Genomic DNA, 25,583 nt, shown 5'->3' with positions numbered 1-25,583 from the left:
ACACTATGAGTGTAAACCTTGGAGCCTACTCCAAGGTCAAACTTTTTCTGCCGTTTGTTGCGAAATTTCTGTTGTTGAAGCGACGTCATCAATCAATACCGCATCATGACTACAGAAAGGCTGACTGTTGACACTGGTAATCGAAGGATCTGAGGCTTCATGCTCAAGGCAGCTTGAGCGCATCAAGTCCGAAATATGCTTACGCAGCACAACAATCGCAATCAAACCGAATACCACGGTACCAATTGCCTGACCATAAAGAACGCCAAGAGCGCCAAACCAAAACGCCCCCAAATGGACAAAGGGTAGAGTGCCCAACGTCGCTTTGCCTAAGTTCAGTGCCGTTGAGTACAGCGGCTTGCCTAAATTGTTGAACGAGGTATTGGCAACGAACTGTGCACCGTTGAAAATAAAGCTCACCGCGACATAGGTACAAAACGCCGCAACGATGACTTGTGCATCACCGTTTAGGCTGAACATACGAATGATCAAATCTTGAGCGAAATAGAGAATGATACAAACAACAATGGTGTAAAGAGTGGTGACAATTAAAGAGTTATTGAGTGTCTCTTTAACGCGATCCATACGCTCTGCACCGTAATTCTGACCAATGATCGGTCCTACCGCCCCTGAAAGTGCAAAAATTACCGCAAAACAGACTGGTGTGAGTCGACCTATCACCGCAAACCCAGCAACATAGTTCTCACCGAATTGGGCAATAGCTGAGGTAACAATCGCATTACCAATTGGCGTTGCAATATTGGTGATAATGGCGGGTATCGCAATGGCAATAATAATCTTCAGGTTGCTTAACCACACTGCGTAGTTAAATCTCGCGGCGAGTTTGTGTACACGGATAAGTGGGTAGATTGAGAAAAACAGCACAGTAAAGCGAGCAAATACAGACGCAAGTGCTGCACCTTCTACATTCCAACCAAAACCGAAGATGAATATTGGATCTAGAATCGCATTAACAATGCCACCAGCCAGTGTTGCCCACATCGAACGCTTTGCATCGCCCGCGGCACGTAACCCCGCCCCCGCAGCCATAGCGACTGCGATAACAGGACCGCTAGGTAAGATTATTCTTAAGTAGGCTTCTGCTCTCTCAGCGGCGACGCCATGCGCACCGATGGCTTGAAGCAGCTCTGGAATATAGGCAAACATCACCGCTGCAACTATCACACTGATCGTCACCGCAGTGAACATAATACTTGTGCTCAGTTCACGCGCATGTTGCTGCTGCTTGGCACCAATGGCTTTGGAAACCAGCGCCCCCATAGCAATAGAAGTACCGATCGAGATGGAGGTTGAAAAGAAAACTAACGTCCCGGCAAAGCCTACCGCAGCAGCGAGTTCCACCTGCCCCAGCATACTGATAAACAACATGTCGATAAGGTCGACAACAAATAGTGCCATTAGACCAACCGACCCTGCCCCCGACATAACCAAAATATGTCGCATGGTTGATCCTTCAACAAATTTGGCACTTTGGTCTGACATTCGGCTCTCCTGTTAGGCTTTGCTCTTCACAGCAAAAAAGAAGAGGTGCTCATGTGCACCTCTTATCTATTTAGTGAATCAATATGTTACACCGGATGCTTAAAGCAATCTTCGATATTTTTACCAATAGCACGTAACACGTCCCTACGCGTGATGATGCCCACTAACTTACCGGAATCAATTACGGGGTAGACTTTTGGTCGGCCTACTTTCATCATCTCAGCAAGTTCGATAATCGAGGTCTCTGAAGTCACCGACAGCACTTCTGGGTGCATACAGTCTGAGACGATATGGGTGTCTTGGCAGTAATAGCTCACCTTGATCAGCTTATCGAGTAAGTCCTGACCAGAGAGGAAACCGATCACTTCCTTTTTGTCGTTGAGAACCGGACCACCCAAATATTTTGAGTTCATAACCTTATCTAAAGCGGCACTGAGCGACATCTCCGGCGTAAAGGTTACCGCTTGCAATGTCATATAGTCTTTTACTTTCAATGATTCCATCTGTGTCTCCTTAACGTGCAAGCTACGCTGCATATATTGTAATTGTTGTCTAATTTCTTGATTTTACTAAATGGAAAACAACAATTTTTACAATAGGTGCTGACTATCACGTTTCACAAACCCTCACTAATCGCATTGAGCCTTAGCATCACGATTCGCTAACCAACTACTAAACAATGAAACACTAAAAGGCACACAATAGGTCAGACAAGCCTTGAGCCAGTTTAGGCTAGAGGCTCCAAAAATGGCGTCATATTGATTAATGATATTGAGCAAGGTTCCCACCACCAAGGCAATGATGATGGCTCTTTTAAACACGATGTAATTCATCTTTCATCCTTTAGTGACATGCGTTCCAAGATTAACTGTCTAAACTATAAGTAGTTGCATCATAAAATACGCGGGGGATAAGACGTGAACTCTACTTTTTCAGCTCAGATCGCCAATAACCCTGATATGATGCATGTGGTGTTTGAATCACTCCCAGAACCGACATTTCTTATTGATAAATCAGGCACCTATGTTGAAGCTTGGGGCGGTAGGGATAAAAAACGCCATCACGACCCCGCTGCATTGGTCGGTCTCAATCAATACCAAGTCCTGCCCGCTGACAAAGCTATTTGGTTTAGCCAAGTGATTGTCGATGTCATTGACAGCCAAACCGCTTCCGAACTTGAATACAGTTTAGACCCAAAAGATTTACGCTGCTTTGATGGTGTAGAAGGCCCGAAACAGGTGCAGCACTTTAGCGCGCTGGTGATCCCATTACCGAATACATCGCTAGTGCTATGGACGGTCAGAAACATCACTGAATATAAAAGGGCATTGGATAAGCTGGCTCTCCAGCAGTTAGAGCTCGAAAGGCTGACTTACATTGACCACCTCACCCAAATGTATAACCGTTACGCGTTAGATGCGCTTTTGCCTGAGGCGATTGAACTCGCCAAGCTCAAGCTGATTGGATCAGCGGTTTTGATGATAGATATCGACTGCTTTAAGCAATACAACGACAGCTTTGGGCACTTAAAAGGAGATAAAGCGCTAGAGACGCTTAGCAGCGCCATACGTGCTTGGGCCAAAAATGATGACCTTTGCTTTCGTTATGGGGGTGATGAGTTCTTAGTTTTTATGCCCAATGTGGCTGAGGAAGAAAGTGTCGAACGAGCTCAACTTCTGCAAGATGTTGTCAAACAACTCGCACTGCCGCACCCTACTTCTTGCGTTGGTCAGTGGCTATCCATCACCGTGGGGATCCAACATTGTCATATCGTCCCAAACGATATGAATGCAGAAAAGTTTATCGCAATTGCCGACAAGGCCCTGTTTTTTGCTAAAAGTCGACAGCGGGGCTCAATTCACCAACTAACAGACAATGAGAAAAGCTCCTGTTGATAGGAGCTTTTGATTTGAACAACTTGGTTAAGATTTCTGTTACCAACGCTCAGCGGCCTTCGCATCTGAATCTCGCGAATCTACCCAACGAGTCGATTCTGTCGTGCGCTCTTTTTTCCAAAATGGTGCTTTGGTCTTAAGGTAATCCATCACGAATTCACACGCTTCAAACGCCGCACCTCGGTGAGCGCTTGAAACACCAACAAAGACTATCTGATCGCCAATATCTAAATCGCCGACACGGTGAATGACTCGGATATTGAGAAGCGGCCAACGCTGCTCGGCTTCATCACAGATTTCACCTAGTGCTTTCTCTGTCATGCCTGGGTAGTGTTCAAGAGATAAACCAGTGACGTTATCGCCAAGGTTCATATCGCGTACTTTACCGATAAACGTGACGACAGCGCCCGCTGACGTACCTTGCGCGAGAGCTTCATATTCACTGCCAACAGAAAAGTCTTCAAATTGAACTGAAACGCGACTGTCCATGACTAGCCCCCTGTTACCGGCGGGAAAAACGCGACTTCGTCACCTGACTGAATTGGGTGCTCTAGAGGAACAATCGATTGGTTTACTGCTGCGAGTAATTTGCCCGGATCTAAAGCAAGATCCCACTTACCATCTTGCTCTACTAGGTGGCTGCGAACCTCTTCCACAGTGGAGAAGTCGCCTTCAAGCTGAAGTTCATCCATCCCGACCAGTTCACGCGTTTGAGCAAAAAATAGAACCTTAATCATGACTCCACCTTAAAGTGTCCAGATTTACCACCGGTTTTTTCTAGTAAACGAACTTGGCCAATCACCATATCTTTCTGTACTGCTTTACACATATCGTAAATGGTTAACGCAGCAACAGAAGCGGCAGTCAGGGCTTCCATTTCAACCCCAGTCTTACCCGCTAGCTTACACACAGACTCAATACGAACCATATTTTCAGCTTCAATCGCTTCTAGCTGCACTTCAACTTTTGACAGCAGTAATGGGTGGCACAGTGGAATTAAATCCCACGTTTTCTTCGCTGCTTGAATACCAGCAATACGCGCGGTCGCAAACACGTCACCTTTATGATGAGAGCCAGAGACAATCAATTGCAAAGTCTCAGGTGCCATATGCACAAAAGCTTCAGCGCGAGCTTCGCGCACCGTCTCTGCTTTGGCCGAGACATCAACCATGTTTGCTTCACCAGAAGCGTTGATATGAGTGAATTCGCTCATTAGCTGCTCCTAAGATTAAACCGCTAGATGAGGCATAAAGTTACATGGGCGGTGGCTTGCATCAAGTTGTTGCTTGATGATCTTTGTCCAACCAGTACGGCACGCACCCGTAGAGCCCGGCATCGCAAAAATCACAGTATGGTTAGCAAAACCCGCGATTGCGCGTGATTGAATGGTAGAAGTACCAATCTCTTCATAAGAAACCATGCGGAAAAGCTCACCAAAACCTTCGACTTCTTTGTCAAATAGAGGTTTTAGCGCTTCAGGCGTACTGTCGCGAGAAGTAAAACCTGTACCGCCAGTAATCATTACAGCTTGTACATTTTCATCCGCAATCCACTGAGAGACGATAGCGCGAATCTTGTACATATCATCAATAACAATCTTCTTATCGACAATGTTATGACCCGCTTCTTTTGCATTCTCAACTAGATAGCCACCTGAAGTATCGTTTTCTTCAGTGCGCGTGTCAGAAACGGTTAGAACTGCGATATTTGCTGGTTGAAATTTGCTTTCTGCGTGACCCATTTGTTCACCTATAGTTTTGTCAAAGTCAGTTCATGCTCACTCATACGTGAACACGAAGTTTGATTAATGATGTGTATCAGCCGCCGATCGAGGCCAAGTGCGGAGTCATGCCTGAATTTCCATCATGGAGGAAATGGCTCACCGACTTGGTTTGCAGCTGCTGTTGAATTCGTTCAATTAGTTCTGGTTCTTGATCATCTTGTTGAAGTAAATCGCGTAACTCAACGCCATGATCACCAAACAGACATAAGTGAAGCTTACCTTTAGCGGAAACACGCAAGCGGTTACAGCTTTCACAAAAGTCTTTTTCATACGGCATGATCAAACCGATCTCACCTTGGTAATCAGGATGGACAAAAACCTGAGCAGGACCGTCGTTCTTATCTCGCACTTTTAGTAGCCAGCCATTGGCTATTAACTGATTACGAATCGCGACACCGGAAACATGGTGACGTTGGAACAGTTCATCCATTTCCCCGGTTTGCATCAACTCGATAAAGCGAAGTTGGATTGGACGGTCTTTAATCCAGTTTAGAAAGGCGGGTAACTCGTGCGCATTCAGATCCTTCATCAATACAACGTTAACTTTGACCTGGTCGTAACCCACTTCAAAAGCGCGGTCGATGCCCGCCATCACTTGGGTAAACTTATTTTCACCAGTGATTTGATGGAACATGCGTGGGTCTAAGCTATCAACACTGACATTAATATGTGTCAGCCCAGCCTCTTTCCAATCGGCGACTTGTTTTTCCATCCGGTAACCGTTGGTTGTCGTCGCGACTTTACGAATACCCTGTGTTGAAGCAACGGTATGAATAATATCGTTGAAATCTTTGCGTAGGCTCGGCTCACCGCCAGTAATACGTACTTTTGAGGTACCGCAATCAGCAAACGCTCTAACGACACGTTTTATCTCTGGCAGAGCTAAAAAAGACGAGTTTTTTTGCCCGGAAGGCTTATAGCCATCAGGCAGACAATATGTGCATTTGAAGTTACAGACATCTGTAACGGAAAGTCGCAAGTAATAAAACTTGCGATGGAATCTATCTTCGAATTGTTGCGCCACGGAACACCTTTCCAAACACGGGAGGCATAATCATTTCCAAGTATGCCCTTGTGACAACATGTCACTGGCTCAATAGGCTTATCACTCTGGACTTAGCTTATAGAGCTCGGAGTTATGGCAACTACCTATCATTTCCGGTAGTGCTGATAAATAAAATACTTAATAATTGTGTGTGATTCTACCCTCAAATTGAAAAAATCGTGCTTGGAGCCCAATTTACCCAATATTGAGTATTGGTTATTAATGCAATAATCTAAATTGTAGTTGGTTATGAATAAAAAGAAGCTCAGCATGACAATTTACGCTAGCAATAAAGTGGTCGCTGTCGGTGGAGGCCACGGCCTTGGACGTATGCTTGCGGCACTCAAAGATTTTGGCTCAAATGCAACGGGGATTGTTGCTACCACAGATAACGGCGGCTCAACAGGTCGCATTCGCAATTGCCAAGGCGGCATTGCATGGGGAGATACACGCAACTGTATCAATCAGCTTATCACTGACCCTTCCATCAGTTCGATGATGTTTGAATACCGATTCAAAGGTGCTGGAGAACTTGATGGGCATAATCTGGGTAACTTGATGCTCACCGCCCTCGACAACTTATCAGTTCGCCCTCTAGATGCCACAAACCTGATTCGCAATATGCTTAAGGTCGATGTCAATATTATCCCGATGTCGGAGCACCCTTCAGATCTAAAAGCGCTTGCTCCAGATGGACGTTGGGTTACCGGAGAGACCAGTGTTGATGAGATGCCCGAAAAGTTGATTCGACTCGATCTTGAACCCGAAGTCCCAGCCACGAAAGAAGGTGTACAAGCTATTGAAGAAGCCGACGCGATCATTCTTGGTCCGGGCAGTTTTCTGACCAGTATTATGCCGCCACTGCTGCTCCCAGAAGTCGGTCGAGCAATTGCCAATAACCGCAAAGCTAAACTGGTGTTTGTCGAGAACCTTTCACCTGAGTACGGCCCTGCTGGACAAATGACATTACAAGAAAAATTGGAATGGTGTGAGCGCTCTTGCCAAGGTCGCAAGATAGACGTGGTTCTGGGTGAAGCACCTCATCCAGAGCTTGAGGAGTGGAACTGCGTCACAACGCCTCTAGCCTCACCCAATCGCGACTGGCGTCACGATAGGGCTAAGCTACAACAAGCGATTGAGTGGTTACTGGTGGAATAGTTGCTGATATCTCTGCTGGGTTTCACTCAGTAGAGATAACATTTGCTGTTTATTGCTTTCTGATTCAAGAGAAGTACCAGACTTAGCACTAGAGTCCACCTCTGCAGAATACGCACGAAGTGCTTCTGCACCAAAACTGGCCGCACTGCTTTTTAATGCGTGACTGATCTCTTTCAAGTATTGCTCTTGCTCTTGGCCTTCGATTTGCGAGAGCTTATCGATATACATTTGCAACTCGTTTAAAAATATCTCAAGCAAAACAGGGACATTTTCAGCACCAATTTCACTAGCGAGTCGGTCTATTTTACTTTGATCTAAAATGTCCACTATTGTACTTCCTTGGCATTCCACGCTTGTAGTTTTCTGTAAATGGTTGATGGACTTACATCCAAATAGCCCGCAGCTTTCGGTATGTTACCATCACACGCTTTTATTGCCTGTTCAATGGCATTTTTCTCAGTAAGCCACAAAGGGAATATATCCTGTACTGAGACTGTTTCATTTTGCGGCCTAGTAACGCGAATCTCATTTTTTGAAGGTTGATTAAGCGGCGGTGGCAGCATGGCTAAATCAATCTCACGGCCATTGTTTAACACCACCACATTACGTAAGACATTTTGCAACTGACGCACATTACCCGGCCATTCGTAGCGCGAGAAACGATCGACGACCTCAGCGGCCAAACGTACAAAATCTTTACCCTCTTCCTTAGACATGAAACCCAGTAGTGAGTAGGCAATTTCAATAATATCGTCACCACGCTCACGCAAAGGTGGCAAATGCAGAGGAATAACATACAAACGATAGTACAAATCTTCGCGGAAGCGCCCTTCTTCGACTTCTTTCCAAGGATCTTTATTTGTTGCACAAACAAAACGTACATCCACGCTCTTCATCTTCGACGAACCAACTTTCTGGAAGGTACCGGTTTGAATAAAACGTAACAGCTTAGTTTGCAAATCTAAGTCCATTTCACACAGCTCATCAAGGAAAAGCGTGCCGCCATCGGCAAGCTCCGCCGCACCTTGTCGATCCGTCGCAGCACCGGTAAATGCGCCTTTAACGTGACCAAATAGTTCACTTTCAATCAGATCTTTCGGGATGGCAGCACAGTTTATGGCAATAAACGGTTTGTCACCACGTTTACTGGTCGCGTGAATCGCTTCCGCACACACTTCTTTACCCGTTCCACTTTCACCAGTGATAAAGATACTGGCTTTACTCGTCGCCGCCGAGTCAATAGTTCTGTATACCGCCTGCATCGTTTGACTACTGCCGATGAAACCTTGATATCCCTGACTCCCCGGATTATCACCATCGTTTTTCAGCTTGTTCGCTTTACGCAGAGCGTTGTTAACCGTTACACGGAGTCGATCAGCTTCACAGGGTTTTATTAGGAAGTCTTGCGCGCCATGACGCATCGCTTCTACGGCGGTATCAATCGAACCATGCGCAGTCATAAAAATAACGGGCACATCCGGGTTCTTTTCTTTCACCGCGTGCAAGACATCCATACCTGTCATATCAGGTAATCGTAGATCGAGCAGGATAAGGTCAGGGGTTCGAAAATTGAGGCTATCAATGGCATCACGGCCTGTGCCGACGATGTTGATATCGATTTGTAATGGAGTGAGATAAGAACGATACAACGCCGCTACAGAGGCGGTATCTTCAACCATCAACAAATATTTTGAGTTCTTTGCTTGTGTATTATATTGCATAACCTAGCCAAGGCATTCTTCGCATTTATATAAATAATCGCATTGCGCTTTGCATTATGCAATTTAAAAGACGAGATAGTCCTGAATAGGGTGATGAATAACGCATTTTGAGGCCAATTTAATTTGGCACGCTATATGCTAAATCTACTATGACCCTCATGGGTCACCTAGCCAACTGACGTTGTTAGTGAACTTAGTATTCACAAATTACAGCCAGTAGAACCAAGTTTCTACTGGCTATTTTTTTGTCTAAAATTCGTGTTAGCTGTTAACAATAAACTGCTTGCGAAGCTTATCTATCTCATCCCTCTTCTGCGCTGCAAGTTCAAACTCTAAATCTTGAGCATGTTGATACATCTGCGCTTCTAGTTTGCTAATCTCTTTATCAAGTTGTTGAGGCGTCATCACATCATAGCTCTGCGAAGGCTCAGCCACTTTAGACAATGGGACAGTCTTGCTAACGCGCTGCTTCTTACTCTTGGTAATGTCACCTAGCTCCATAATGTCTTTAACATTACGTTTTAGCGCTTGAGGCTCGATGCCCATCTTCTCGTTGTAAGCTTGCTGTTTTTCACGACGACGGTTGGTCTCTCCCATCGCTTTGTCCATTGATTTGGTAATGCTGTCAGCGTAAAGAATCGCTTTACCCGCCACATTACGTGCAGCACGACCAATCGTCTGGATGAGCGAACGCTCTGAACGCAAGAAACCTTCTTTATCAGCGTCCAAAATCGCCACTAAAGAGACTTCTGGTATATCTAAGCCTTCTCGTAGTAAGTTGATTCCCACTAGCACATCAAACTCTCCAAGACGTAAGTCGCGAATGATTTCGACCCTTTCTACCGTATCAATATCTGAGTGGAGGTATCGTACCTTAACATCGTGCTCAGTTAGGTATTCAGTTAAATCTTCCGCCATTCTCTTGGTTAGAGTCGTCACCAGAACTCGCTCATCTTTAGCCGCGCGAATACGAATTTCTGACAGCAGATCATCCACCTGTGTGGCGACCGGACGCACTTCAAGTTGAGGATCGAGCAAACCTGTAGGACGAACAACCTGATCAGCGATCTCACCATCCGATTTCTCTAGCTCATAGTTACCCGGCGTTGCAGAGACAAATATCGTCTGAGGCGAAATAGATTCGAACTCTTCGAACTTCATTGGTCGATTGTCAAGTGCCGAAGGTAGACGGAAACCAAACTCCACCAGCGTCTCTTTACGCGAGCGGTCACCTTTGTACATGGCACCAATCTGAGGCACGGTAACGTGGGATTCATCAATGATCAGCAAACCATCGTGAGGCAAGTAATCAAACAAGGTTGGTGGCGGCTCGCCCTCACTACGGCCACTTAGATAGCGTGAGTAGTTTTCGATACCTGAACAAAATCCCAGCTCGTTCATCATCTCAATATCAAACTGAGTACGTTGCGAGATACGCTGCTCTTCAAGCAGTTTGTTGTTATCAAGTAGGTGCTTCTTGCGTCCTTCAAGCTCCACTTTAATTTTCTCTATCGCATCAAGAATTCGTTCTCTTGGCGTGACATAGTGGGTCTTTGGATAAATCGTGTAACGTGCTAAGTCACGCTGTTTAACTGCTCCTGTCAGCGGATCAAACACACTAATACAATCAATCTCATCATCGAACATTTCGATACGCACCGCATCTTGATCGGATTCAGCCGGAAAAATATCAATCACTTCGCCACGCACGCGAAACTGACCACGCTCAAATGCGACGTCATTGCGGCTATATTGCAGCTCAGCTAGGCGGCGCAGAATATCGCGCTGATCCATCACATCACCACGGCGGATATGTAGCATCATTTGCAGATAAGATTCTGGGTCACCCAAACCATAAATCGCCGACACAGAAGCGACAATAATGGCATCTTTACGTTCTAACAGGGCTTTGGTCGCAGAGAGACGCATCTGCTCAATATGCGCGTTAACGGACGCATCTTTCTCGATAAAAGTATCAGTCGTGGGCACATAAGCTTCAGGCTGGTAGTAATCGTAGTAAGAAACAAAGTATTCAACAGCATTATTGGGGAAGAAAGATTTCATCTCACCATAAAGCTGAGCCGCTAGCGTTTTGTTCGGAGCAAGTAGAATAGCTGGACGCTGAGCGCTGGCAATTACGTTGGCAAGTGTAAAAGTTTTTCCTGAACCAGTTACGCCAAGTAAAGTTTGGTGGGCTAAACCTGAATCAAGACCATCAAGCAGTTGCTCAATCGCGGTAGGCTGATCGCCAGAGGGCTTATAATCAGACACTAAATCAAAAACTTTACTCATACTTCATCTCTGTCTAGTCATGCGTTGTAGACTCTATTGTGGCTGTATATATATACAGACTCAAGCGATAACGAAAAAATTAATCTCTGTTTTGCATAAAGTGGCATTTTGCCGCTAGATCATTACCTTTAATCCTGATATTATCTTCCGCCCTGCTAGAGATCCACCTCGAAAAAAGACCAAAACAAGCCCACAGCTTATCCACATTTTTATCTTGTTTTTAGTTTAATCCACACAATTCGAATATCGTCGAGTCGATAATTTCCTGATCATTTTCACGCCTAAACCGCTATATAACAACACTTTACTGGCCAGCATCCCCCAACCCTGCTTAATGAGAATGACTGCTATTTTTACAATTCTCTGACTTACTCAAATTTCACACACATAGTTATCCACAATTTTGGTGGATAAGTAAATCTACCCCTTATTTGGTAAGGGCTTCAGGAAAGTAAAGTATTTTTTATGTGTTTTTTTTCGTTACAATCGCACTATTCATGTTGACACTACTCTAGCTGATCGCTAATATTCGCCTCGCTCAAAGCAATTCCCCCTTAGTTCAGTTGGTAGAACGGCGGACTGTTAATCCGTATGTCGCAGGTTCGAGTCCCGCAGGGGGAGCCAAATTTAGAAAAAAGCTCAATCGAAAGGTTGAGCTTTTTTCGTTTTCAAATGCGACTTGCTTGTTCCAAGCAAATGTCTCAGAGCTAGCCGCCCGCGTTGAGTCTACCTATCCCACACTGTCTATGCGGATCATAACGGCATCGGGGCGCCAGTATTCCAGTTCACAGTCCATTAGCTCGCCATCTTGTTTATAGTTGACTCGGCATATTTTCAATACGGGCTGCCCTTCCGCTAAGTTCAAAGCTTTTGCAACATGCGCAGGCGCAGATGTTGGAATCACATCAAAACGGGAACGCTTGGTTTCGTAACCGTACTTATCTTGGTAAATACCGGTCAGCGACATGGTTAAGTTCTCCGACAAAATATCAGTGAACAAAGTCGCCTTTAATACGTTCTCAACAAATAGAACGGCTCGACCATCTATGTATCGAAGGCGTTCAATAACGTGAATCGGGGTGATCTGATCGATGTCTAATGCTTGGACATATTCACCTGCTGCCATCTCACTGCGAACACTGACCAGTTTGGTTTCTGCAATGCGATCTTGCTGGCGAATCATTTGGTGGAAGTGCGATCGTGATAACGGGTTGTAGCAAATGCGCTCCGGTGACACATACCAACCGCGACGCTCCTCGCGATAGATTAATCCCTCCGTTTCCAAAGAGACTAACGCATCTTTAATCGTAATTCGGGTTGTCGAGAACAGCTCACTAAGCTCTCTTTCTGAAGGAAGCTTTTGTCCCTCAGACATGAATCCCGAATCAATCTGCTCTCTTAAGCTCGCTTTAATTTTTCCAAGCTGAGTTTTGGATTGGCTAGTTGCCACTGCTCTCATTACTGATCTAGTCCATTAGTTGGTTTGTGAACAATCTAAGTCTTAGAGGTAACAGAAATATGACATACCCTATCTACTGAACTATTCAGCAAATGAAATATAACTGCCATTAAAACTCATTAAAACTGTCAAATAACTTGAGCGAAACCGTCACATTTTCTCCATAGCATACAAAACGAACTTACTGACCTAGTCCAGAAGGATGGAGACAATGAAAACTTTGCTAAGTTGTTCAACTACTTTTTCTGTAAAAAAAATCGCGCCAGCAGCACTGATGGTCGCAACACTGTCAATGCCAGCAATGGCTAATGACGCAGACCTAGAAACACTGATTAAAGCCGCGCAAAAAGAAGGCGCCGTTTACAGCGTAGGTATGCCAGACAGTTGGGCAAACTGGAAAGATACTTGGGTAGACCTGAAATCAAACTACGGTTTAAAGCACCAAGATACCGACATGAGCTCAGCACAAGAGATTGCTAAGTTCGAAGCAGAGAAGAAAAACGCCACAGCAGATATTGGTGACGTAGGTTTCGCCTTTGCACGAGTTGCTGTAAAGAAAGGCGTTACGCAACCATACAAACCAACAACGTGGAGCGATATTCCAGACTGGGCTAAAGATAAAGAGGGTCACTGGGCTTTAGCTTACACTGGCACCATTTCGTTTATCGCCAACAACAATCTTGTTAAAGACGCACCTAAATCTTGGGATGATCTACTAAAAGGTGATTACAAAGTTACCGTTGGAGACGTTGGTGTTGCTGCACAAGCAAACAATGCCATTCTTGCCGCCGCTTTCGCTAATGGCGGTGACGAGTCGAACCTAAAACCAGCCATCAAGTTTTTTGCTCAACTGGCAAAACAAGGTCGTTTGTCTTTTGCTGACGCTAACATGGCAAACCTTGAAAAAGGTGAAATTGAAGTTGCAATCATGTGGGATTTCAACGCCCTAAGCTATCGTGACCAAATCGATCGTCAGCGTTTTACGGTTAACATTCCCCAAGACGGTTCTGTGATTTCTGGTTACACCACCATCATCAACAAGTACGCGAAAAACCCAAATGCAGCCAAACTAGCTCGTGAGTATATCTTTAGTGACCAAGGTCAAATCAATCTTGCTGAAGGCTATGCGCGTCCAATTCGCAGCAATATTACCCTACCAAAATCAGTTCAAGCTAAGCTGATTGCCAACGACCAGTACAGCAATGTGCACCCGGTAACAGACTTCTCTGCCTGGGAAAAATCTGCGCGTAAGCTACCGCGCCAATGGCAAGAAAACGTGTTAATCCACCAGCAATAAGGGTCAGTTACCATGAGCAATAAGGTTATCCTTGTTGTTTTAGATGGCCTTAATTATCAGGTAGCCCGTGACTGCATGGGCTACCTAAATGGTCTTCTAGAACAACCCCATCCAAACCCAGCGATGCGCGCATCACTTTACCCAGTCCAAAGTGAGTTACCGTCGATGTCTCGCCCATTGTATGAGTGTATTCTAACCGGTGTTCGCCCGGTAGAAAGTGGCATCGTCAACAATGATATCGTGCGCTTATCACACCATGAATCCATCTTCAGCTTGGCGAAGGCACAAGGTAAAGTGACAGCCGCTGCCGCTTATCACTGGGTGAGTGAGCTCTATAATCGAGCGCCGTTTAATCCAGTCACCGATCGCTTTACTCACGATGAATCGCTCAATATTCAGCATGGCTGCTTCTACCACTGGGACCACTACCCAGACGAAGCGCTGTTTTTGGATGCCGAGCATCTACGTCGTACTCATCACCCCGACTTTCTGCTGATTCACCCAATGAACATCGATGATATGGGCCACAAGCACGGGCTAGATTCTCGCCAGTATCGCAATAGTGCTCGCGGTGCGGACATTATTCTTTCCAATTACATTGAGAATTGGTTAGCAGACGGCTACCAAGTTTTGATCACCAGTGACCATGGCATGAACAACGATCTATCTCATGGGGGCATATTGCCTGAAGAGCGCGAAGTGCCTCTGTTTGTGATTGGCGATCTGTTTACTCATCAAGAATGTCACGTTAAGCAAACCGACCTTTGCGGACTTGTTTGCCAACTATTAAACCTTGACCACACTAAGCCTTACACTCAGGAATTGTTAGCCTTATGAGCAGTTCTGTTCTCACTCCGAGTTCGAGCCAATCGAACTCTGCAAAACCGAAATCAATGCAATGGCTGAGTCGCTATAAGCCGGCTCTTTGGTTGGCACCTTTCGCACTGTTTTTCTATCTGTTTCAGCTAGCCCCGATGATTTGGGTCTTGATCAATAGTTTTATCTATGACGATGAGTTTGCTTTCGATAACTACCTGGTAGTGCTCGACTCAGCATTTATGATGCAGGCATTTGGCAACAGCTTATGGTTAGCAGTTTGGTCAAGCGTTGTTGGGCTCGCGATTGCGACCTTATTGGTTTCTTCATTGCGCCGCGTTGATAGTAAGATCCGCGATGGTGTTATTGCCTTTACTAACATGAGCAGCAACTTTGCTGGCGTACCACTCTCCTTTGCTTTCATCATTATCTTGGGGACAAACGGAGCCATTACCTTGCTGCTCAAACAATACGGTTTGCTGGGTGATTTTGACCTATATGGAAAGTGGGGCTTACTGGCGATTTATATCTATTTTCAGATCCCACTCGCGGTGTTACTCCTCTACCCTGCGTTTGATGCATTAAGTGATGATTGGCAAGCCGCCGCTGCACTGCTTGGGGCTCGCACCTCACAGTACTGGACAAAGGTCGCTCTGCCTGTCCTTTCTCCAGCCTTATTTGGCACCTTTATCATCCTTGTCGCCAATGCGATTGGTGCCTACGCCAGTGTGTATGCGTTAACGTCGGGCAACTACAACGTTATTACCATTCGTATCGCAAGCTTGGTATCCGGTGACTTGTTCCTTGAGCCAAATCTAGCTGCAGCCATTTCCGTGATTCTTATGGCTCTGCTTGCCTTTATCACCGTCATCAACCAATGGCTTATTTCAAAAAGCTACGCAGGTAGGAAGTAATGCAAAACGTGAATACTCGATTCCATAAATCTGTGGTTTACACCATTGTAGGTATCATGTTGATTCCTATTTTGGCGACCTTAGTTTACTCGCTCTCATCACGTTGGGGCGCAACCATTCTGCCAGACGGGTTTACTTTTGATTGGTACATCAAACTCCTGACTGACCCTCGTTTCTTGCAAGCATTTGGGCGTTCGCTGTTTATCTGTATCGCGGCGCTAGCGTTAAGCGTTGTTCTGATACTCCCGGCAATATTCGTGGTGTTTTATTACTTCCCTAAGCTCGATAAGCTAATGAATATCATGATTTTGTTACCATTTGCAGTACCACCTGTGGTCTCTTCTGTGGGCTTACTTCAACTCTATGCCGATAGCGACATTTCGCTGATTGGAACCCCATGGATTTTGATTGGTACTTACTTCACTATCGCGTTGCCATTTATGTATCGTGCGATTTCGAACAGCTTCGAAGCAATTAATCTGCATGACTTAATGGATGCTGCCCATCTTCTTGGCGCGAGCACAAGCAAAGCATTCCTATTGATCATATTGCCAAATTTGAAGAAAGGCTTAATGGCTTCGCTGTTCCTTTCATTCTCGTTCTTACTAGGGGAATTTGTGTTCGCCAACATCTTGGTCGGTACCCGCTATGAGACCTTACAGATTTACTTGTACAACATGCGCAGCACGAGCGGCCACTTTACATCCGCATTAGTCATGACCTATTTCCTATTTATTTTCTTACTGACTTGGATGGCAAGTCGTTTCAGCCGAGGAGTCAAATAATGAGTTACGTAACCGCAAATAACCTGACCAAACGCTTTGGTGATAACACAGTTTTTGAACAGATTCAGTTCACCATCGAGCAAGGTGAATTCATCACTTTGTTGGGCCCAAGTGGCTGTGGTAAGTCTACCCTACTGCGCAGTCTTGCAGGGCTAAATCCTGTGGATGGTGGCGAAATTTGGGTTAATGACGAAGAGATCACTCATCAAGTGCCACAAGAGCGTGGTATTGGCATGGTGTTTCAGTCATACGCATTGTTTCCCAATATGACGGTTGAAGGCAATATCGCGTTTGGCTTAAAGATGAAAAAGCTCTGCAGTGATGAGATTCAGCGCGAGGTGGCTAAAGTTATCGAACTGGTTGAGTTAACGGGCAAAGAAAAGCACTACCCTCATCAGCTTTCTGGCGGGCAACGTCAACGTGTTGCGCTCGCTCGTGCTTTAGTCGTCAAGCCACGTATCTTACTCCTTGATGAGCCGCTCTCTGCACTCGACGCTAAGATCCGTAAACATCTTCGTCAGCAAATTCGCGATATTCAAAAAGAGATGAATCTAACCACTATTTTTGTTACTCACGACCAAGAAGAAGCGATGATCATGTCGGATCGTATCTTCTTGATGAACAAAGGTGAGATAGTACAAGCGGGAACGCCAGAAGAGATTTACACTCACCCTGCCAACGAGTTTGTGGCAAGCTTTATGGGGCATTACAACTTGGTCGACGCTAATAAAGCGAAGCAGCTATTCAACATAGAGACGGAATGGAAAGTCGCCGTTCGACCTGAATCGATTTACGTCAAAGAGCAAGGCCGAAAATACGGTAGCCATATCTCTGCACCGCAGACTGGTACAATCAAGAACTACCAGTTGCTTGGCAATGTTATCCGCTACCAAGTCGAAGTTGATGAGTGTGAGCTCACCGTTGATCTACTCAATCGTTCATCAGAGCGTTTACTCGCCAACGGCAACCAACTAGAACTGCTGTTTAACCTAAATGAAATTCAACCTGTGAGAGCCTAATCATGTCTAAGCCTTTGTACGTATTCGACCTAGACGAGACCTTAATCAATGCCGATTGTGCGATGATTTGGAATGAGTTTATGGTTGACAAGGGTATCGCGACTGAGCCGAACTTCATCGAAGAAGACCAACGTTTAATGAGTTTGTATGCCGAAGGTAAGTTAGATATGGAAGACTACTTAACCTTCTCTATGGCACCGTTAGATGACATGCCTGTTGAACACGTTAATCTATTGGTAGAAGAATGCGTAAAAACTCGTATTCTAGATAAACAGTTTCCTCAGTCTAAAACCTTAATCGAGCAGCTCTCTCGTGATGGTATTGATATGCTGATTATCTCTGCCAGTGTCACTTTCTTAGTTGAAGCGGTGGGGCGTCACTTAGGCATTCACACCGCACTTGGTATCGATCTCGTTTCAAAGGCCGATCACTACACCGCCAAGATCAAGGGGGTACCAAGTTACCGTGAAGGCAAAGTCACTCGCTTAAAGCAGTGGATAGAAGAAGGTTCAGAGTCGTATTCTGAACTGCACTTCTACACTGACTCAATCAATGACTTGCCACTGTGCGAGTATGCTGATTACGCTTATCTGGTCAATCCATGCCCTCGTTTGAAAGCACACGCGAACCAACCAAATTGGACCATACTTAATTGGGGTTAACGCCAAGGTTTTGCTTGAACACATCACAATGGAATAACCCAAATTCAAAGAGCAGCCTCGTGTTGCTCTTTTCTCTCTCCTCAGCCAAACATTCACTAGGCAAAATCTAAATGCCAGTTTTCCTTTACTAAGTCGTATTTATTCAACTTTTTTAGCACAATCTCGTATAATTTTTATTCAACAATATAAAACCTTATCTTTCCTTGGTTGTTATTGAACAAGCAAAGCAGGATAATGTCGGGATCGGAATTTCTAAATTATATAACTATGACCGAATATCTTTTGTTGTTGGTCGGCACTGTGCTGGTCAACAACTTTGTACTGGTGAAGTTTCTGGGCTTATGTCCATTTATGGGTGTTTCTAAAAAACTAGAAACCGCTATCGGAATGGGGTTAGCGACAACGTTCGTTTTGACCTTAGCATCCGTGTGCGCGTATCTCGTAGAGAATTACATTTTAGATCCACTCAACCTGCAATATTTGCGCACCATGAGTTTTATTCTGGTGATCGCGGTTGTGGTTCAATTTACGGAGATGGTCGTACATAAAACTAGCCCGACTCTGTATCGCCTATTAGGTATTTTCCTTCCCCTGATCACCACTAACTGTGCGGTTCTGGGTGTTGCGCTACTTAACATTAACGAAAACCATAACTTTATCGAATCGATCATTTATGGTTTCGGTGCGGCTGTTGGCTTTTCATTGGTACTGGTGTTGTTTGCCTCTATGCGCGAACGCCTTGCCGCTGCTGACGTCCCTATGCCATTCAAAGGCGCATCAATTGCGATGATTACCGCTGGATTAATGTCTCTAGCATTCATGGGCTTTACTGGTTTGGTGAAACTGTAATGAGCTCAATACTAATCGCAATAATCGCCATCGCGGTTCTCGCCGCTATTTTCGGTGCGATCCTTGGTTTCGCTTCGATTCGCTTTAAAGTTGAGGCGGATCCTATTGTTGATCAAATAGACAGCATTCTGCCACAAACCCAATGTGGTCAGTGTGGCTACCCCGGATGCCGACCATACGCTGAGGCTATCGCCAATGGTGATGAAATCAACAAATGTCCTCCAGGTGGTCAGGCAACAATAGAAAAGCTTGCGGACCTAATGGGGGTTGAAGCAACCGACTCGGCACACGACCTTGAAAACGCAGTAAAAACCGTCGCCTTTATCCATGAAGATATGTGTATTGGCTGTACTAAGTGTATTCAAGCCTGTCCGGTAGACGCTATCGTAGGCGGGACAAAAGCACTTCATACCGTGATTAAGGACGAATGTACTGGGTGTGATTTATGTGTTGCTCCTTGCCCAACAGACTGTATTGAAATGATTCCTGTAGAAACCACTACAGCGAGCTGGAAGTGGCAGATGGACGCCATTCCTGTTGTTGATATTACCGATTCTGCGGCCAAGCAGAACAGCGGGAGTTAAGGACTGGTATGCTGTCATTAATCGAACAAATCAAAACTGGCGCTTTGTGGACTTTCCCTGGTGGTGTCCACCCTGCTGAAAACAAATCTCAGTCGGTCAGTCATGCACTTTCGCGCGCGGCAATTGCCGATGAAATTGTCCTGCCGGTCAAACAACACATTGGTAAGCCTGGCACCATTACCGTTGAAGTTGGCGAGCAAGTACTTAAAGGTCAGTCACTGACTAAGTATGACACTAGCTTTATGCTGCCTGTGCATGCGCCAACTTCAGGCACTGTGGTTGCTATTGAACCAAGAACCACTGCGCACCCTTCTGGTTTAAGTGAAACCTGTATTGTTATTAAGCCTGATATGGCTGACAGCTGGATCGAACGCGATGGCTGGTCTAATTATGCTGAGCGCACTCCTGACGAGCTAATTGAAAAAATTCGCCAAGCAGGTGTATCTGGTATGGGTGGCGCAGGCTTCCCAACAGCGAAGAAAATTCAATCGGGTCTGGCAAGAACAGAGATTCTGATCATCAACGCTGCAGAATGTGAGCCCTACATTACTGCCGATGATATGTTGATGCGTGAACATGCCGAAGAGATCATTCAAGGGATAGAGATCGTTGAGCATATCCTCAAGCCGAAACTAACGGTTATTGGCATTGAAGATAACAAACCTGAAGCAGTCAAAGCGCTACAACAAGCCGCCGAGCACAAAGACATTGTCATCCGTGTTATCCCGACTAAATACCCTTCAGGTGGTGAGAAGCAGCTGATCAAAATCCTGACCAACAAAGAAGTGCCAAATGGCGGTATTCCTGCAGATATCGGGATATTGGTGCAAAACGTTGGCTCACTGCATGCGATCAAACGAGCGGTTTGCGATGGCGAACCACTTGTAGAACGTATCGTGACACTAACCGGTGATACCTTTAAGCAGCCAAGAAACGTTTGGGCGCTACTTGGCACGCCAGTGCAAGCTCTGTTGGATGAATTTAGTTACAAAGCAGATAAGAAATTACCGCGCCTAATTATGGGTGGTCCTATGATGGGCTTCACTCTGCCTCATGCGCAGGTGCCAATCACCAAAACGTCCAACTGTATTCTGGCTCCCACTCGCAAAGAGATTTCACCGAATCAATATGAAATGGCGTGTATCCGCTGCGGTCAGTGTGCCGAAGCCTGCCCTGCCTCTCTTCTCCCTCAGCAACTCGTTTGGCATGCCAAAGCAGAAGAACTTGATAAATGTGAAGAGTTAAACATTCAAGATTGTATCGAGTGTGGTGCTTGTGCATTCGTGTGTCCAAGTGAAATCCCACTGGTTCAATACTATCGCCAAGCAAAAGCTGAGATCCGCACTCGTAAAGAAGAAGCAGAAGCGGCAGAGCGCGCGAAGATTCGTTTTGAAGAGAAGAAAGCGCGTCTAGAGCGAGATAAAGCCGCTCGCGAAAATCGCTTCAAGAAAGCCGCAGATGACCGCCGTAAAGAGATGAAATCTTCTGGTGGCGATGATGCGATTGCAGCCGCCATTGCACGAGTTAAGGCACAAAAAGCCCAGCCTGCCACAGAAGAGAAAGCCGTTAAACCTGCTGTTGCAGCGGCAATTGCAAAAGCGAAAGCAAAACAGGCTGAAGCGATGCAAAGCGGCCAAGCTGAACCTGATAACAGTGAAATGGCCAAGCTGCGTGAAGAGCGTAAACGTCAAGCAAGAGAGCGCAAAGCAGAGAAAGCCCAGCAATCTGAACACACGTCAACAGACGACAAAAAAGATGCCGTCGCTGCTGCGATAGCGCGAGCTAAAGCGAAAAAAGCACAGCAAGCTGGCTCTGACGGCGCTCAAGCACCCGCTACAGATAAAAAAGCTGCGGTCGCTGCGGCAATAGCCCGAGCTAAAGCGAAGAAAGCGCAAACAGAAGAAACTGACCAAGCGCCAGCAGAAGAAGATAAGAAAGCTGCTGTTGCTGCCGCTATTGCGCGAGCAAAAGCACGTAAAGCTGAGCAGCAAACTCAATCTGAGCCTGCTGAGCAAGCGCCTGCACCGGAAGCAACTGACGAAGATCCGAAGAAAGCCGCCGTTGCTGCCGCTATCGCACGAGCAAAAGCACGCAAAGCCAAGCAGCAAGAGCAATCTGAGCCTGTTGAGCAAGCAACTGAAGAAGTAGCTGAAGAAGATCCTAAGAAAGCCGCCGTTGCCGCCGCTATTGCACGAGCAAAAGCGCGTAAAGCCAAGCAGCAAGAGCCATCTGAGCCTGTTGAGCAAGCGCCTACTGAAGAAGTAGCTGAAGAAGATCCTAAGAAAGCCGCCGTTGCTGCCGCTATTGCACGAGCAAAAGCGCGTAAAGCCAAGCAGCAAGAGCAATCTGAGCCTGTTGAGCAAGCAACTGAAGAAGATCCTAAGAAAGCCGCCGTTGCCGCCGCAGTTGCACGAGCAAAAGCGCGTAAAGCCGAGCAACAAACTCAAGCTGAGCGGCAAGCTCAATCTGAGCCTGCTGAGCAAGCGCCTGCTGAAGAAGTAGCTGAGGAAGATCCGAAGAAAGCTGCCGTTGCTGCCGCAGTTGCACGAGCAAAAGCACGTAAAGCCAAGCAGCAAGAGCAATCTGAGCCTGTGGAGCAAGCGCCTACTACAGAAGTAGCTGAGGAAGATCCGAAGAAAGCTGCCGTTGCCGCTGCTATTGCACGAGAAAAAGCGCGTAAAGCTGAAAAAGAACAACAAAAACAATTTGAGGAGAAAGAGTAGTGGCCTTCTTTATTGCCAGCTCACCCCATGCGCATAGTCGCAGAAGCACTCCTGATCTAATGAAATGGGTAGCGCTTTGCGCCTTGCCAGGATTGGCAGCACAAACCTATTTCTTTGGCTGGGGCACAATAATCCAGCTTATTCTTGCGATTGTGATCGGTTTGGGTTTAGAAGCCTTGGTCATGCTGGCCAGAAAACGTCACCCGATGTCAGCACTACGCGATAACAGCGCCTTAGTCACGGCTTGGCTGCTTGCTATTGCGATTCCTCCGCTGTCACCTTGGTGGATCATTACTATCGGGCTTATTTTCGCCATTGTAATTGCCAAGCATCTCTATGGTGGTATTGGTCAAAACCTATTTAACCCAGCGATGGTCGCTTATGTGGTACTGCTGATCTCTTTCCCAGTACAGATGACAAGCTGGATCTCTCCCAATGAACTGCAAGCAACGGCGATTTCGAGTGGAGATGCTTTTTCACTGATCTTTACCGGATTTAACCTAGAAGGGCTCTCTCTTCAACAAATCCGTACTGGTATTGATGGCGTCACCATGGCAACACCTTTGGATGCCTTTAAGACTGCGTTGACCACGGGCAACACGGCCAGTGAAGCCTTAACCCAACCACAATTTGGTAGCCTAGCGGGTATCGGCTGGGAGTGGGTCAACCTTGCTTATCTTGTTGGTGGTCTAATTCTGATCAAAGTACGAGTGATCAATTGGCATATTCCGGTGAGCTTTTTGTTGAGCCTGACGCTAATCAGCAGCCTGTTCATGATTTTGACTCCGGGAACGACGGCGTCACCGCTTATTCACCTTCTATCTGGTGCAACCATGCTGGGTGCCTTCTTTATTGCCACTGATCCAGTCTCGGCTTCAACGACAGTTAAAGGGCGATTGGTGTTTGGCGCGTTTATCGGTGCTATGGTATTTATCATCCGCAGTTGGGGTGGCTTCCCTGATGGTGTGGCCTTTGCGGTATTGCTGGGTAATATGTGTGTACCTCTCATTGATTACTACACCAAACCAAGAACATACGGTCACTAAGGTTTCATCATGTTAAATGCGATTAGAAAAAATGGTGTGGTTCTAGCGGTGTTTGCCTGTGCTTCGACCGGTGTAGTGGCGCTGACCAACTATTTAACTAAAGATCAGATTCAGCTGCAGGAACAAAAGCAGCTGCTTTCGGTGCTCAATCAAGTGATTCCTCACGAAATGCACGATAACGATCTTTATCAAGCTTGTACCTTAGTCAGTGACCCAGCACTTGGCACTGACTCACCGATGCCGGTCTATATGGCAACCATCAATAATGAACCATCGGCCTTAGCCATCGAAGCCATTGCACCGGACGGCTATAATGGTGCCATCAAAATTATTGTCGGTATCCAACAAGACGGAACCATTACCGGAACTCGGGTTTTAAGCCATCAAGAAACACCGGGGTTAGGTGATAAGATAGATTTACGAATCACCGACTGGATCCTCGGTTTTGCAGGTAAAACTGTCAGCGAAGATAATCTATCCGATTGGAAAGTGCGTAAAGATGGTGGTCAATTTGATCAATTCACTGGGGCGACGATTACTCCTCGCGCTGTGGTGAAAGCGGTTAAAAATACCGTTGAGTACGTTAATACCCATCGTGAACAAATATTGGCACAACCACTAAACTGTGGAGGCAACCATGAGTGAGCATAAGACCTTAATTAAGAACGGCATGTGGGACAACAACCCTGCTCTAGTTCAATTACTAGGCTTGTGTCCATTACTTGCTGTCTCCTCGACCGTGACCAATGCACTTGGGTTGGGAATTGCTACCCTACTCGTTCTGGTCGGTTCAAATGTTACCGTCTCATTGGTGCGTGACTATGTACCGAAAGAAGTACGTATCCCTGTATTCGTAATGATTATCGCAGCCCTAGTAACTTGCGTTCAATTGTTGATGAATGCCTACGCGTACGGCCTGTACCTTTCTCTAGGTATCTTTATTCCTTTGATCGTAACTAACTGTATCATCATTGGTCGCGCCGAAGCCTTTGCGTCTAAGAACGATCTACTTCCTGCTGCACAAGACGGCTTTTGGATGGGACTCGGAATGACCAGCGTACTGGTCGTCTTAGGAGCGATGCGTGAAGTTATTGGTAACGGAACGCTATTTGACGGTGCAGACCTACTACTCGGTGAATGGGCAACCTCGTTACGAATCGAGGTGTTTCAGTTCGACAACAGCTTCCTTCTCGCCCTGCTTCCACCAGGTGCTTTCATCGGCGTCGGATTTCTCATTGCCGCGAAAAATGTCATAGATAAACAATTAGAAGCTCGCCAACCGAAACAACAAAAACAAGCCATTGAGCGAGCTCGGGTGACCAATCAATAACAACAGTTTGAGCGTATCGCATCAAACGGAGCACTGGAAAGCAGCCTCAAATGAACAAAGATAAACGACGATTAATACTGGAGCGACTGAGGGAAAACAACCCTAACCCTCAAACCGAATTAAATTGGAGTACACCTTTCGAATTACTGATTGCGGTACTTCTCTCAGCTCAAGCCACTGACGTAAGCGTGAACAAAGCGACGGACAAGCTCTATCCTGTCGCTAACACCCCACAAGGTCTTTTTGACTTAGGGGTTGATGGTGTCAAAGAGTATATTAAAACCATCGGTCTGTTTAACTCAAAAGCAGAGAACGTCATTAAGACCTGTAAGATCATACTCGAACAGCACAATGGCGAAGTCCCTGAAAACCGTGAAGCTCTCGAAGCATTACCCGGCGTTGGACGTAAAACCGCAAACGTGGTGCTAAATACCGCTTTTGGCTGGCCAACTATCGCTGTGGATACGCATATCTACCGCGTTTCAAATCGAACTAAGTTTGCCATGGGTAAGAATGTCGACCAAGTAGAAGAGAAACTGCTTAAGGTCGTGCCTAAAGAGTTCAAGTTAGATGTACACCACTGGCTAATCCTACACGGTCGCTATACGTGTGTTGCGCGTAAACCGCGCTGTGGTAGCTGCATCATTGAAGACCTTTGCGAATACAAAGAAAAAGTTTATCCAGAAAATTAGGAGAGCACGA

At 46.0% G+C, this 25,583-nt stretch carries 27 protein-coding genes, 1 tRNA gene and 1 riboswitch; of the genes, 16 read left to right on the top strand and 12 right to left on the bottom strand.

The features are described from left to right. Positions 1-36: 36 nt before the first annotated feature. From AC5O63_RS08275 to nrtS, 3 genes are all read right to left on the bottom strand, one after another. Positions 37-1,503 carry an MATE family efflux transporter gene (locus tag AC5O63_RS08275; protein WP_171383378.1) on the bottom strand — a complete coding sequence of 489 codons (1,467 nt, stop codon included), beginning with the start codon at positions 1,501-1,503 and terminating at the stop codon, positions 37-39. Between the two features lie 86 nt (positions 1,504-1,589). Further along, positions 1,590-2,006, bottom strand: coding sequence for a CBS domain-containing protein (locus tag AC5O63_RS08270; RefSeq protein WP_069666895.1), 417 nt, complete (start codon positions 2,004-2,006; stop codon positions 1,590-1,592). Positions 2,007-2,132: 126 nt separating this feature from the next. Next, a complete protein-coding gene (nrtS, locus tag AC5O63_RS08265) occupies positions 2,133-2,336 on the bottom strand; it encodes a nitrate/nitrite transporter NrtS (protein ID WP_239825318.1) in 204 nt (67 codons plus the stop codon). A gap of 84 nt (positions 2,337-2,420) precedes the next feature. On the opposite strand from nrtS, the gene AC5O63_RS08260 reads away from it, so the two are divergent. Next, positions 2,421-3,398 (top strand): sensor domain-containing diguanylate cyclase, encoded by a 978-nt coding sequence (locus tag AC5O63_RS08260; RefSeq protein WP_494504624.1) that lies wholly within the window; start codon positions 2,421-2,423, stop codon positions 3,396-3,398. Positions 3,399-3,437: 39 nt separating this feature from the next. Here the strand turns inward: AC5O63_RS08260 and moaE are convergent, their stop codons facing one another. From moaE to moaA, 5 genes are all read right to left on the bottom strand, one after another. Further along, positions 3,438-3,887, bottom strand: coding sequence for a molybdopterin synthase catalytic subunit MoaE (gene moaE, locus AC5O63_RS08255; protein ID WP_494504623.1), 450 nt, complete (start codon positions 3,885-3,887; stop codon positions 3,438-3,440). 2 nt (positions 3,888-3,889) lie between these two features. Then, positions 3,890-4,135, bottom strand: a complete 246-nt coding sequence (gene moaD / locus AC5O63_RS08250) for a molybdopterin synthase sulfur carrier subunit (RefSeq protein WP_494504622.1) — start codon at positions 4,133-4,135, stop codon at positions 3,890-3,892. Next, on the bottom strand, positions 4,132-4,611 hold the full coding sequence (gene moaC / locus AC5O63_RS08245; protein WP_069666900.1) for a cyclic pyranopterin monophosphate synthase MoaC: 480 nt from the start codon (positions 4,609-4,611) through the stop codon (positions 4,132-4,134). The genes moaD and moaC overlap by 4 nt, the downstream gene beginning before the upstream one ends. Before the next feature lie 15 nt (positions 4,612-4,626). Next, complete coding sequence (moaB, locus tag AC5O63_RS08240) at positions 4,627-5,139, bottom strand: molybdenum cofactor biosynthesis protein B (RefSeq protein WP_004748419.1); 513 nt, start codon at positions 5,137-5,139, stop codon at positions 4,627-4,629. 76 nt (positions 5,140-5,215) lie between these two features. Continuing rightward, positions 5,216-6,205 carry a GTP 3',8-cyclase MoaA gene (gene moaA / locus AC5O63_RS08235; protein WP_239853257.1) on the bottom strand — a complete coding sequence of 330 codons (990 nt, stop codon included), beginning with the start codon at positions 6,203-6,205 and terminating at the stop codon, positions 5,216-5,218. Further along, positions 6,194-6,329, bottom strand: a riboswitch (molybdenum cofactor riboswitch). It overlaps the preceding gene by 12 nt. A gap of 167 nt (positions 6,330-6,496) precedes the next feature. Here moaA and AC5O63_RS08230 point away from each other — a divergent pair. After that, the gene (locus AC5O63_RS08230) at positions 6,497-7,384 is read left to right on the top strand and encodes a YvcK family protein (protein WP_494504621.1); all 888 of its coding nucleotides are present in this window, start codon (positions 6,497-6,499) and stop codon (positions 7,382-7,384) included. Here the strand turns inward: AC5O63_RS08230 and luxU are convergent. From luxU to uvrB, 3 genes are all read right to left on the bottom strand, one after another. Further along, positions 7,370-7,711: a quorum-sensing phosphorelay protein LuxU gene (luxU, locus tag AC5O63_RS08225; RefSeq protein WP_494504620.1), complete on the bottom strand. Its 342-nt coding sequence runs from the start codon at positions 7,709-7,711 to the stop codon at positions 7,370-7,372. The two genes, AC5O63_RS08230 and luxU, sit on opposite strands and share 15 nt — an antisense overlap. Continuing rightward, positions 7,711-9,105, bottom strand: a complete 1,395-nt coding sequence (gene luxO, locus AC5O63_RS08220) for a quorum-sensing sigma-54 dependent transcriptional regulator LuxO (protein ID WP_004748412.1) — start codon at positions 9,103-9,105, stop codon at positions 7,711-7,713. Before luxO ends, luxU begins: the two co-directional genes overlap by 1 nt. A gap of 261 nt (positions 9,106-9,366) precedes the next feature. Next, the gene (gene uvrB / locus AC5O63_RS08215) at positions 9,367-11,397 is read right to left on the bottom strand and encodes an excinuclease ABC subunit UvrB (RefSeq protein WP_494504619.1); all 2,031 of its coding nucleotides are present in this window, start codon (positions 11,395-11,397) and stop codon (positions 9,367-9,369) included. Positions 11,398-11,945: 548 nt separating this feature from the next. Here uvrB and AC5O63_RS08210 point away from each other — a divergent pair. After that, positions 11,946-12,021 (top strand) — tRNA-Asn (locus AC5O63_RS08210). A 106-nt stretch (positions 12,022-12,127) separates the two neighbouring features. On the opposite strand, the gene AC5O63_RS08205 is transcribed toward AC5O63_RS08210, so the two are convergent. Next, positions 12,128-12,856: a UTRA domain-containing protein gene (locus AC5O63_RS08205; RefSeq protein WP_494504618.1), complete on the bottom strand. Its 729-nt coding sequence runs from the start codon at positions 12,854-12,856 to the stop codon at positions 12,128-12,130. A 211-nt stretch (positions 12,857-13,067) separates the two neighbouring features. Between AC5O63_RS08205 and AC5O63_RS08200 the strand changes: the two genes are divergently transcribed. From AC5O63_RS08200 to nth, 13 genes are all read left to right on the top strand, one after another. After that, the gene (locus AC5O63_RS08200; protein WP_494504617.1) at positions 13,068-14,153 is read left to right on the top strand and encodes an ABC transporter substrate-binding protein; all 1,086 of its coding nucleotides are present in this window, start codon (positions 13,068-13,070) and stop codon (positions 14,151-14,153) included. Between the two features lie 12 nt (positions 14,154-14,165). Further along, positions 14,166-14,990 carry an alkaline phosphatase family protein gene (locus AC5O63_RS08195; protein ID WP_494504616.1) on the top strand — a complete coding sequence of 275 codons (825 nt, stop codon included), beginning with the start codon at positions 14,166-14,168 and terminating at the stop codon, positions 14,988-14,990. Continuing rightward, positions 14,987-15,883 carry an ABC transporter permease gene (locus AC5O63_RS08190; RefSeq protein ID WP_494504615.1) on the top strand — a complete coding sequence of 299 codons (897 nt, stop codon included), beginning with the start codon at positions 14,987-14,989 and terminating at the stop codon, positions 15,881-15,883. The genes AC5O63_RS08195 and AC5O63_RS08190 overlap by 4 nt, the downstream gene beginning before the upstream one ends. Next, a complete protein-coding gene (locus AC5O63_RS08185; protein ID WP_069666908.1) occupies positions 15,883-16,668 on the top strand; it encodes an ABC transporter permease in 786 nt (261 codons plus the stop codon). The genes AC5O63_RS08190 and AC5O63_RS08185 overlap by 1 nt, the downstream gene beginning before the upstream one ends. Next, on the top strand, positions 16,668-17,687 hold the full coding sequence (locus AC5O63_RS08180) for an ABC transporter ATP-binding protein (RefSeq protein WP_494504614.1): 1,020 nt from the start codon (positions 16,668-16,670) through the stop codon (positions 17,685-17,687). The genes AC5O63_RS08185 and AC5O63_RS08180 overlap by 1 nt, the downstream gene beginning before the upstream one ends. Before the next feature lie 2 nt (positions 17,688-17,689). Next, positions 17,690-18,349: an HAD family hydrolase gene (locus tag AC5O63_RS08175; protein WP_494504613.1), complete on the top strand. Its 660-nt coding sequence runs from the start codon at positions 17,690-17,692 to the stop codon at positions 18,347-18,349. A gap of 267 nt (positions 18,350-18,616) precedes the next feature. Continuing rightward, positions 18,617-19,198, top strand: a complete 582-nt coding sequence (gene rsxA / locus AC5O63_RS08170; protein ID WP_004748403.1) for an electron transport complex subunit RsxA — start codon at positions 18,617-18,619, stop codon at positions 19,196-19,198. After that, entirely contained in the window at positions 19,198-19,782 is a 585-nt protein-coding gene (gene rsxB / locus AC5O63_RS08165) for an electron transport complex subunit RsxB (protein ID WP_494504612.1), read from the top strand. The genes rsxA and rsxB overlap by 1 nt, the downstream gene beginning before the upstream one ends. An 8-nt stretch (positions 19,783-19,790) precedes the next feature. Further along, positions 19,791-22,505 carry an electron transport complex subunit RsxC gene (rsxC, locus tag AC5O63_RS08160; RefSeq protein WP_494504611.1) on the top strand — a complete coding sequence of 905 codons (2,715 nt, stop codon included), beginning with the start codon at positions 19,791-19,793 and terminating at the stop codon, positions 22,503-22,505. Next, positions 22,505-23,551 carry an electron transport complex subunit RsxD gene (gene rsxD, locus AC5O63_RS08155; protein ID WP_049843493.1) on the top strand — a complete coding sequence of 349 codons (1,047 nt, stop codon included), beginning with the start codon at positions 22,505-22,507 and terminating at the stop codon, positions 23,549-23,551. The genes rsxC and rsxD overlap by 1 nt, the downstream gene beginning before the upstream one ends. 9 nt (positions 23,552-23,560) lie before the next feature. Then, positions 23,561-24,196: an electron transport complex subunit RsxG gene (rsxG, locus tag AC5O63_RS08150; RefSeq protein ID WP_239854676.1), complete on the top strand. Its 636-nt coding sequence runs from the start codon at positions 23,561-23,563 to the stop codon at positions 24,194-24,196. Beyond that, positions 24,189-24,881, top strand: a complete 693-nt coding sequence (locus AC5O63_RS08145) for an electron transport complex subunit E (RefSeq protein ID WP_494504610.1) — start codon at positions 24,189-24,191, stop codon at positions 24,879-24,881. The genes rsxG and AC5O63_RS08145 overlap by 8 nt, the downstream gene beginning before the upstream one ends. Before the next feature lie 50 nt (positions 24,882-24,931). Then, the gene (gene nth / locus AC5O63_RS08140; protein WP_004743383.1) at positions 24,932-25,573 is read left to right on the top strand and encodes an endonuclease III; all 642 of its coding nucleotides are present in this window, start codon (positions 24,932-24,934) and stop codon (positions 25,571-25,573) included. Positions 25,574-25,583: the final 10 nt, after the last annotated feature.

It is taken from the genome of Vibrio sp. SCP2 (genome assembly GCF_059295395.1).
The sequence above is the reverse complement of the archived record's forward strand: the minus strand, read 5'-3'. Positions and strand labels throughout refer to the sequence as shown.

Bases quoted from the DNA above. Each gene is read 5' to 3' on its own strand.
- AC5O63_RS08275 (WP_171383378.1), bottom strand. From the start codon at position 1,503: ATGTCAGACCAAAGTGCCAAATTTGTTGAAGGATCAACCATGCGACAT.
- AC5O63_RS08270 (WP_069666895.1), bottom strand. From the start codon at position 2,006: ATGGAATCATTGAAAGTAAAAGACTATATGACATTGCAAGCGGTAACC.
- nrtS (WP_239825318.1), bottom strand. From the start codon at position 2,336: ATGAATTACATCGTGTTTAAAAGAGCCATCATCATTGCCTTGGTGGTG.
- moaE (WP_494504623.1), bottom strand. From the start codon at position 3,887: ATGGACAGTCGCGTTTCAGTTCAATTTGAAGACTTTTCTGTTGGCAGT.
- moaD (WP_494504622.1), bottom strand. From the start codon at position 4,135: ATGATTAAGGTTCTATTTTTTGCTCAAACGCGTGAACTGGTCGGGATG.
- moaC (WP_069666900.1), bottom strand. From the start codon at position 4,611: ATGAGCGAATTCACTCATATCAACGCTTCTGGTGAAGCAAACATGGTT.
- moaB (WP_004748419.1), bottom strand. From the start codon at position 5,139: ATGGGTCACGCAGAAAGCAAATTTCAACCAGCAAATATCGCAGTTCTA.
- AC5O63_RS08230 (WP_494504621.1), top strand. From the start codon at position 6,497: ATGACAATTTACGCTAGCAATAAAGTGGTCGCTGTCGGTGGAGGCCAC.
- luxO (WP_004748412.1), bottom strand. From the start codon at position 9,105: ATGCAATATAATACACAAGCAAAGAACTCAAAATATTTGTTGATGGTT.
- uvrB (WP_494504619.1), bottom strand. From the start codon at position 11,397: ATGAGTAAAGTTTTTGATTTAGTGTCTGATTATAAGCCCTCTGGCGAT.
- AC5O63_RS08205 (WP_494504618.1), bottom strand. From the start codon at position 12,856: ATGAGAGCAGTGGCAACTAGCCAATCCAAAACTCAGCTTGGAAAAATT.
- AC5O63_RS08200 (WP_494504617.1), top strand. From the start codon at position 13,068: ATGAAAACTTTGCTAAGTTGTTCAACTACTTTTTCTGTAAAAAAAATC.
- AC5O63_RS08195 (WP_494504616.1), top strand. From the start codon at position 14,166: ATGAGCAATAAGGTTATCCTTGTTGTTTTAGATGGCCTTAATTATCAG.
- AC5O63_RS08190 (WP_494504615.1), top strand. From the start codon at position 14,987: ATGAGCAGTTCTGTTCTCACTCCGAGTTCGAGCCAATCGAACTCTGCA.
- AC5O63_RS08185 (WP_069666908.1), top strand. From the start codon at position 15,883: ATGCAAAACGTGAATACTCGATTCCATAAATCTGTGGTTTACACCATT.
- AC5O63_RS08180 (WP_494504614.1), top strand. From the start codon at position 16,668: ATGAGTTACGTAACCGCAAATAACCTGACCAAACGCTTTGGTGATAAC.
- AC5O63_RS08175 (WP_494504613.1), top strand. From the start codon at position 17,690: ATGTCTAAGCCTTTGTACGTATTCGACCTAGACGAGACCTTAATCAAT.
- rsxA (WP_004748403.1), top strand. From the start codon at position 18,617: ATGACCGAATATCTTTTGTTGTTGGTCGGCACTGTGCTGGTCAACAAC.
- rsxB (WP_494504612.1), top strand. From the start codon at position 19,198: ATGAGCTCAATACTAATCGCAATAATCGCCATCGCGGTTCTCGCCGCT.
- rsxC (WP_494504611.1), top strand. From the start codon at position 19,791: ATGCTGTCATTAATCGAACAAATCAAAACTGGCGCTTTGTGGACTTTC.
- rsxG (WP_239854676.1), top strand. From the start codon at position 23,561: ATGTTAAATGCGATTAGAAAAAATGGTGTGGTTCTAGCGGTGTTTGCC.
- AC5O63_RS08145 (WP_494504610.1), top strand. From the start codon at position 24,189: ATGAGTGAGCATAAGACCTTAATTAAGAACGGCATGTGGGACAACAAC.
- nth (WP_004743383.1), top strand. From the start codon at position 24,932: ATGAACAAAGATAAACGACGATTAATACTGGAGCGACTGAGGGAAAAC.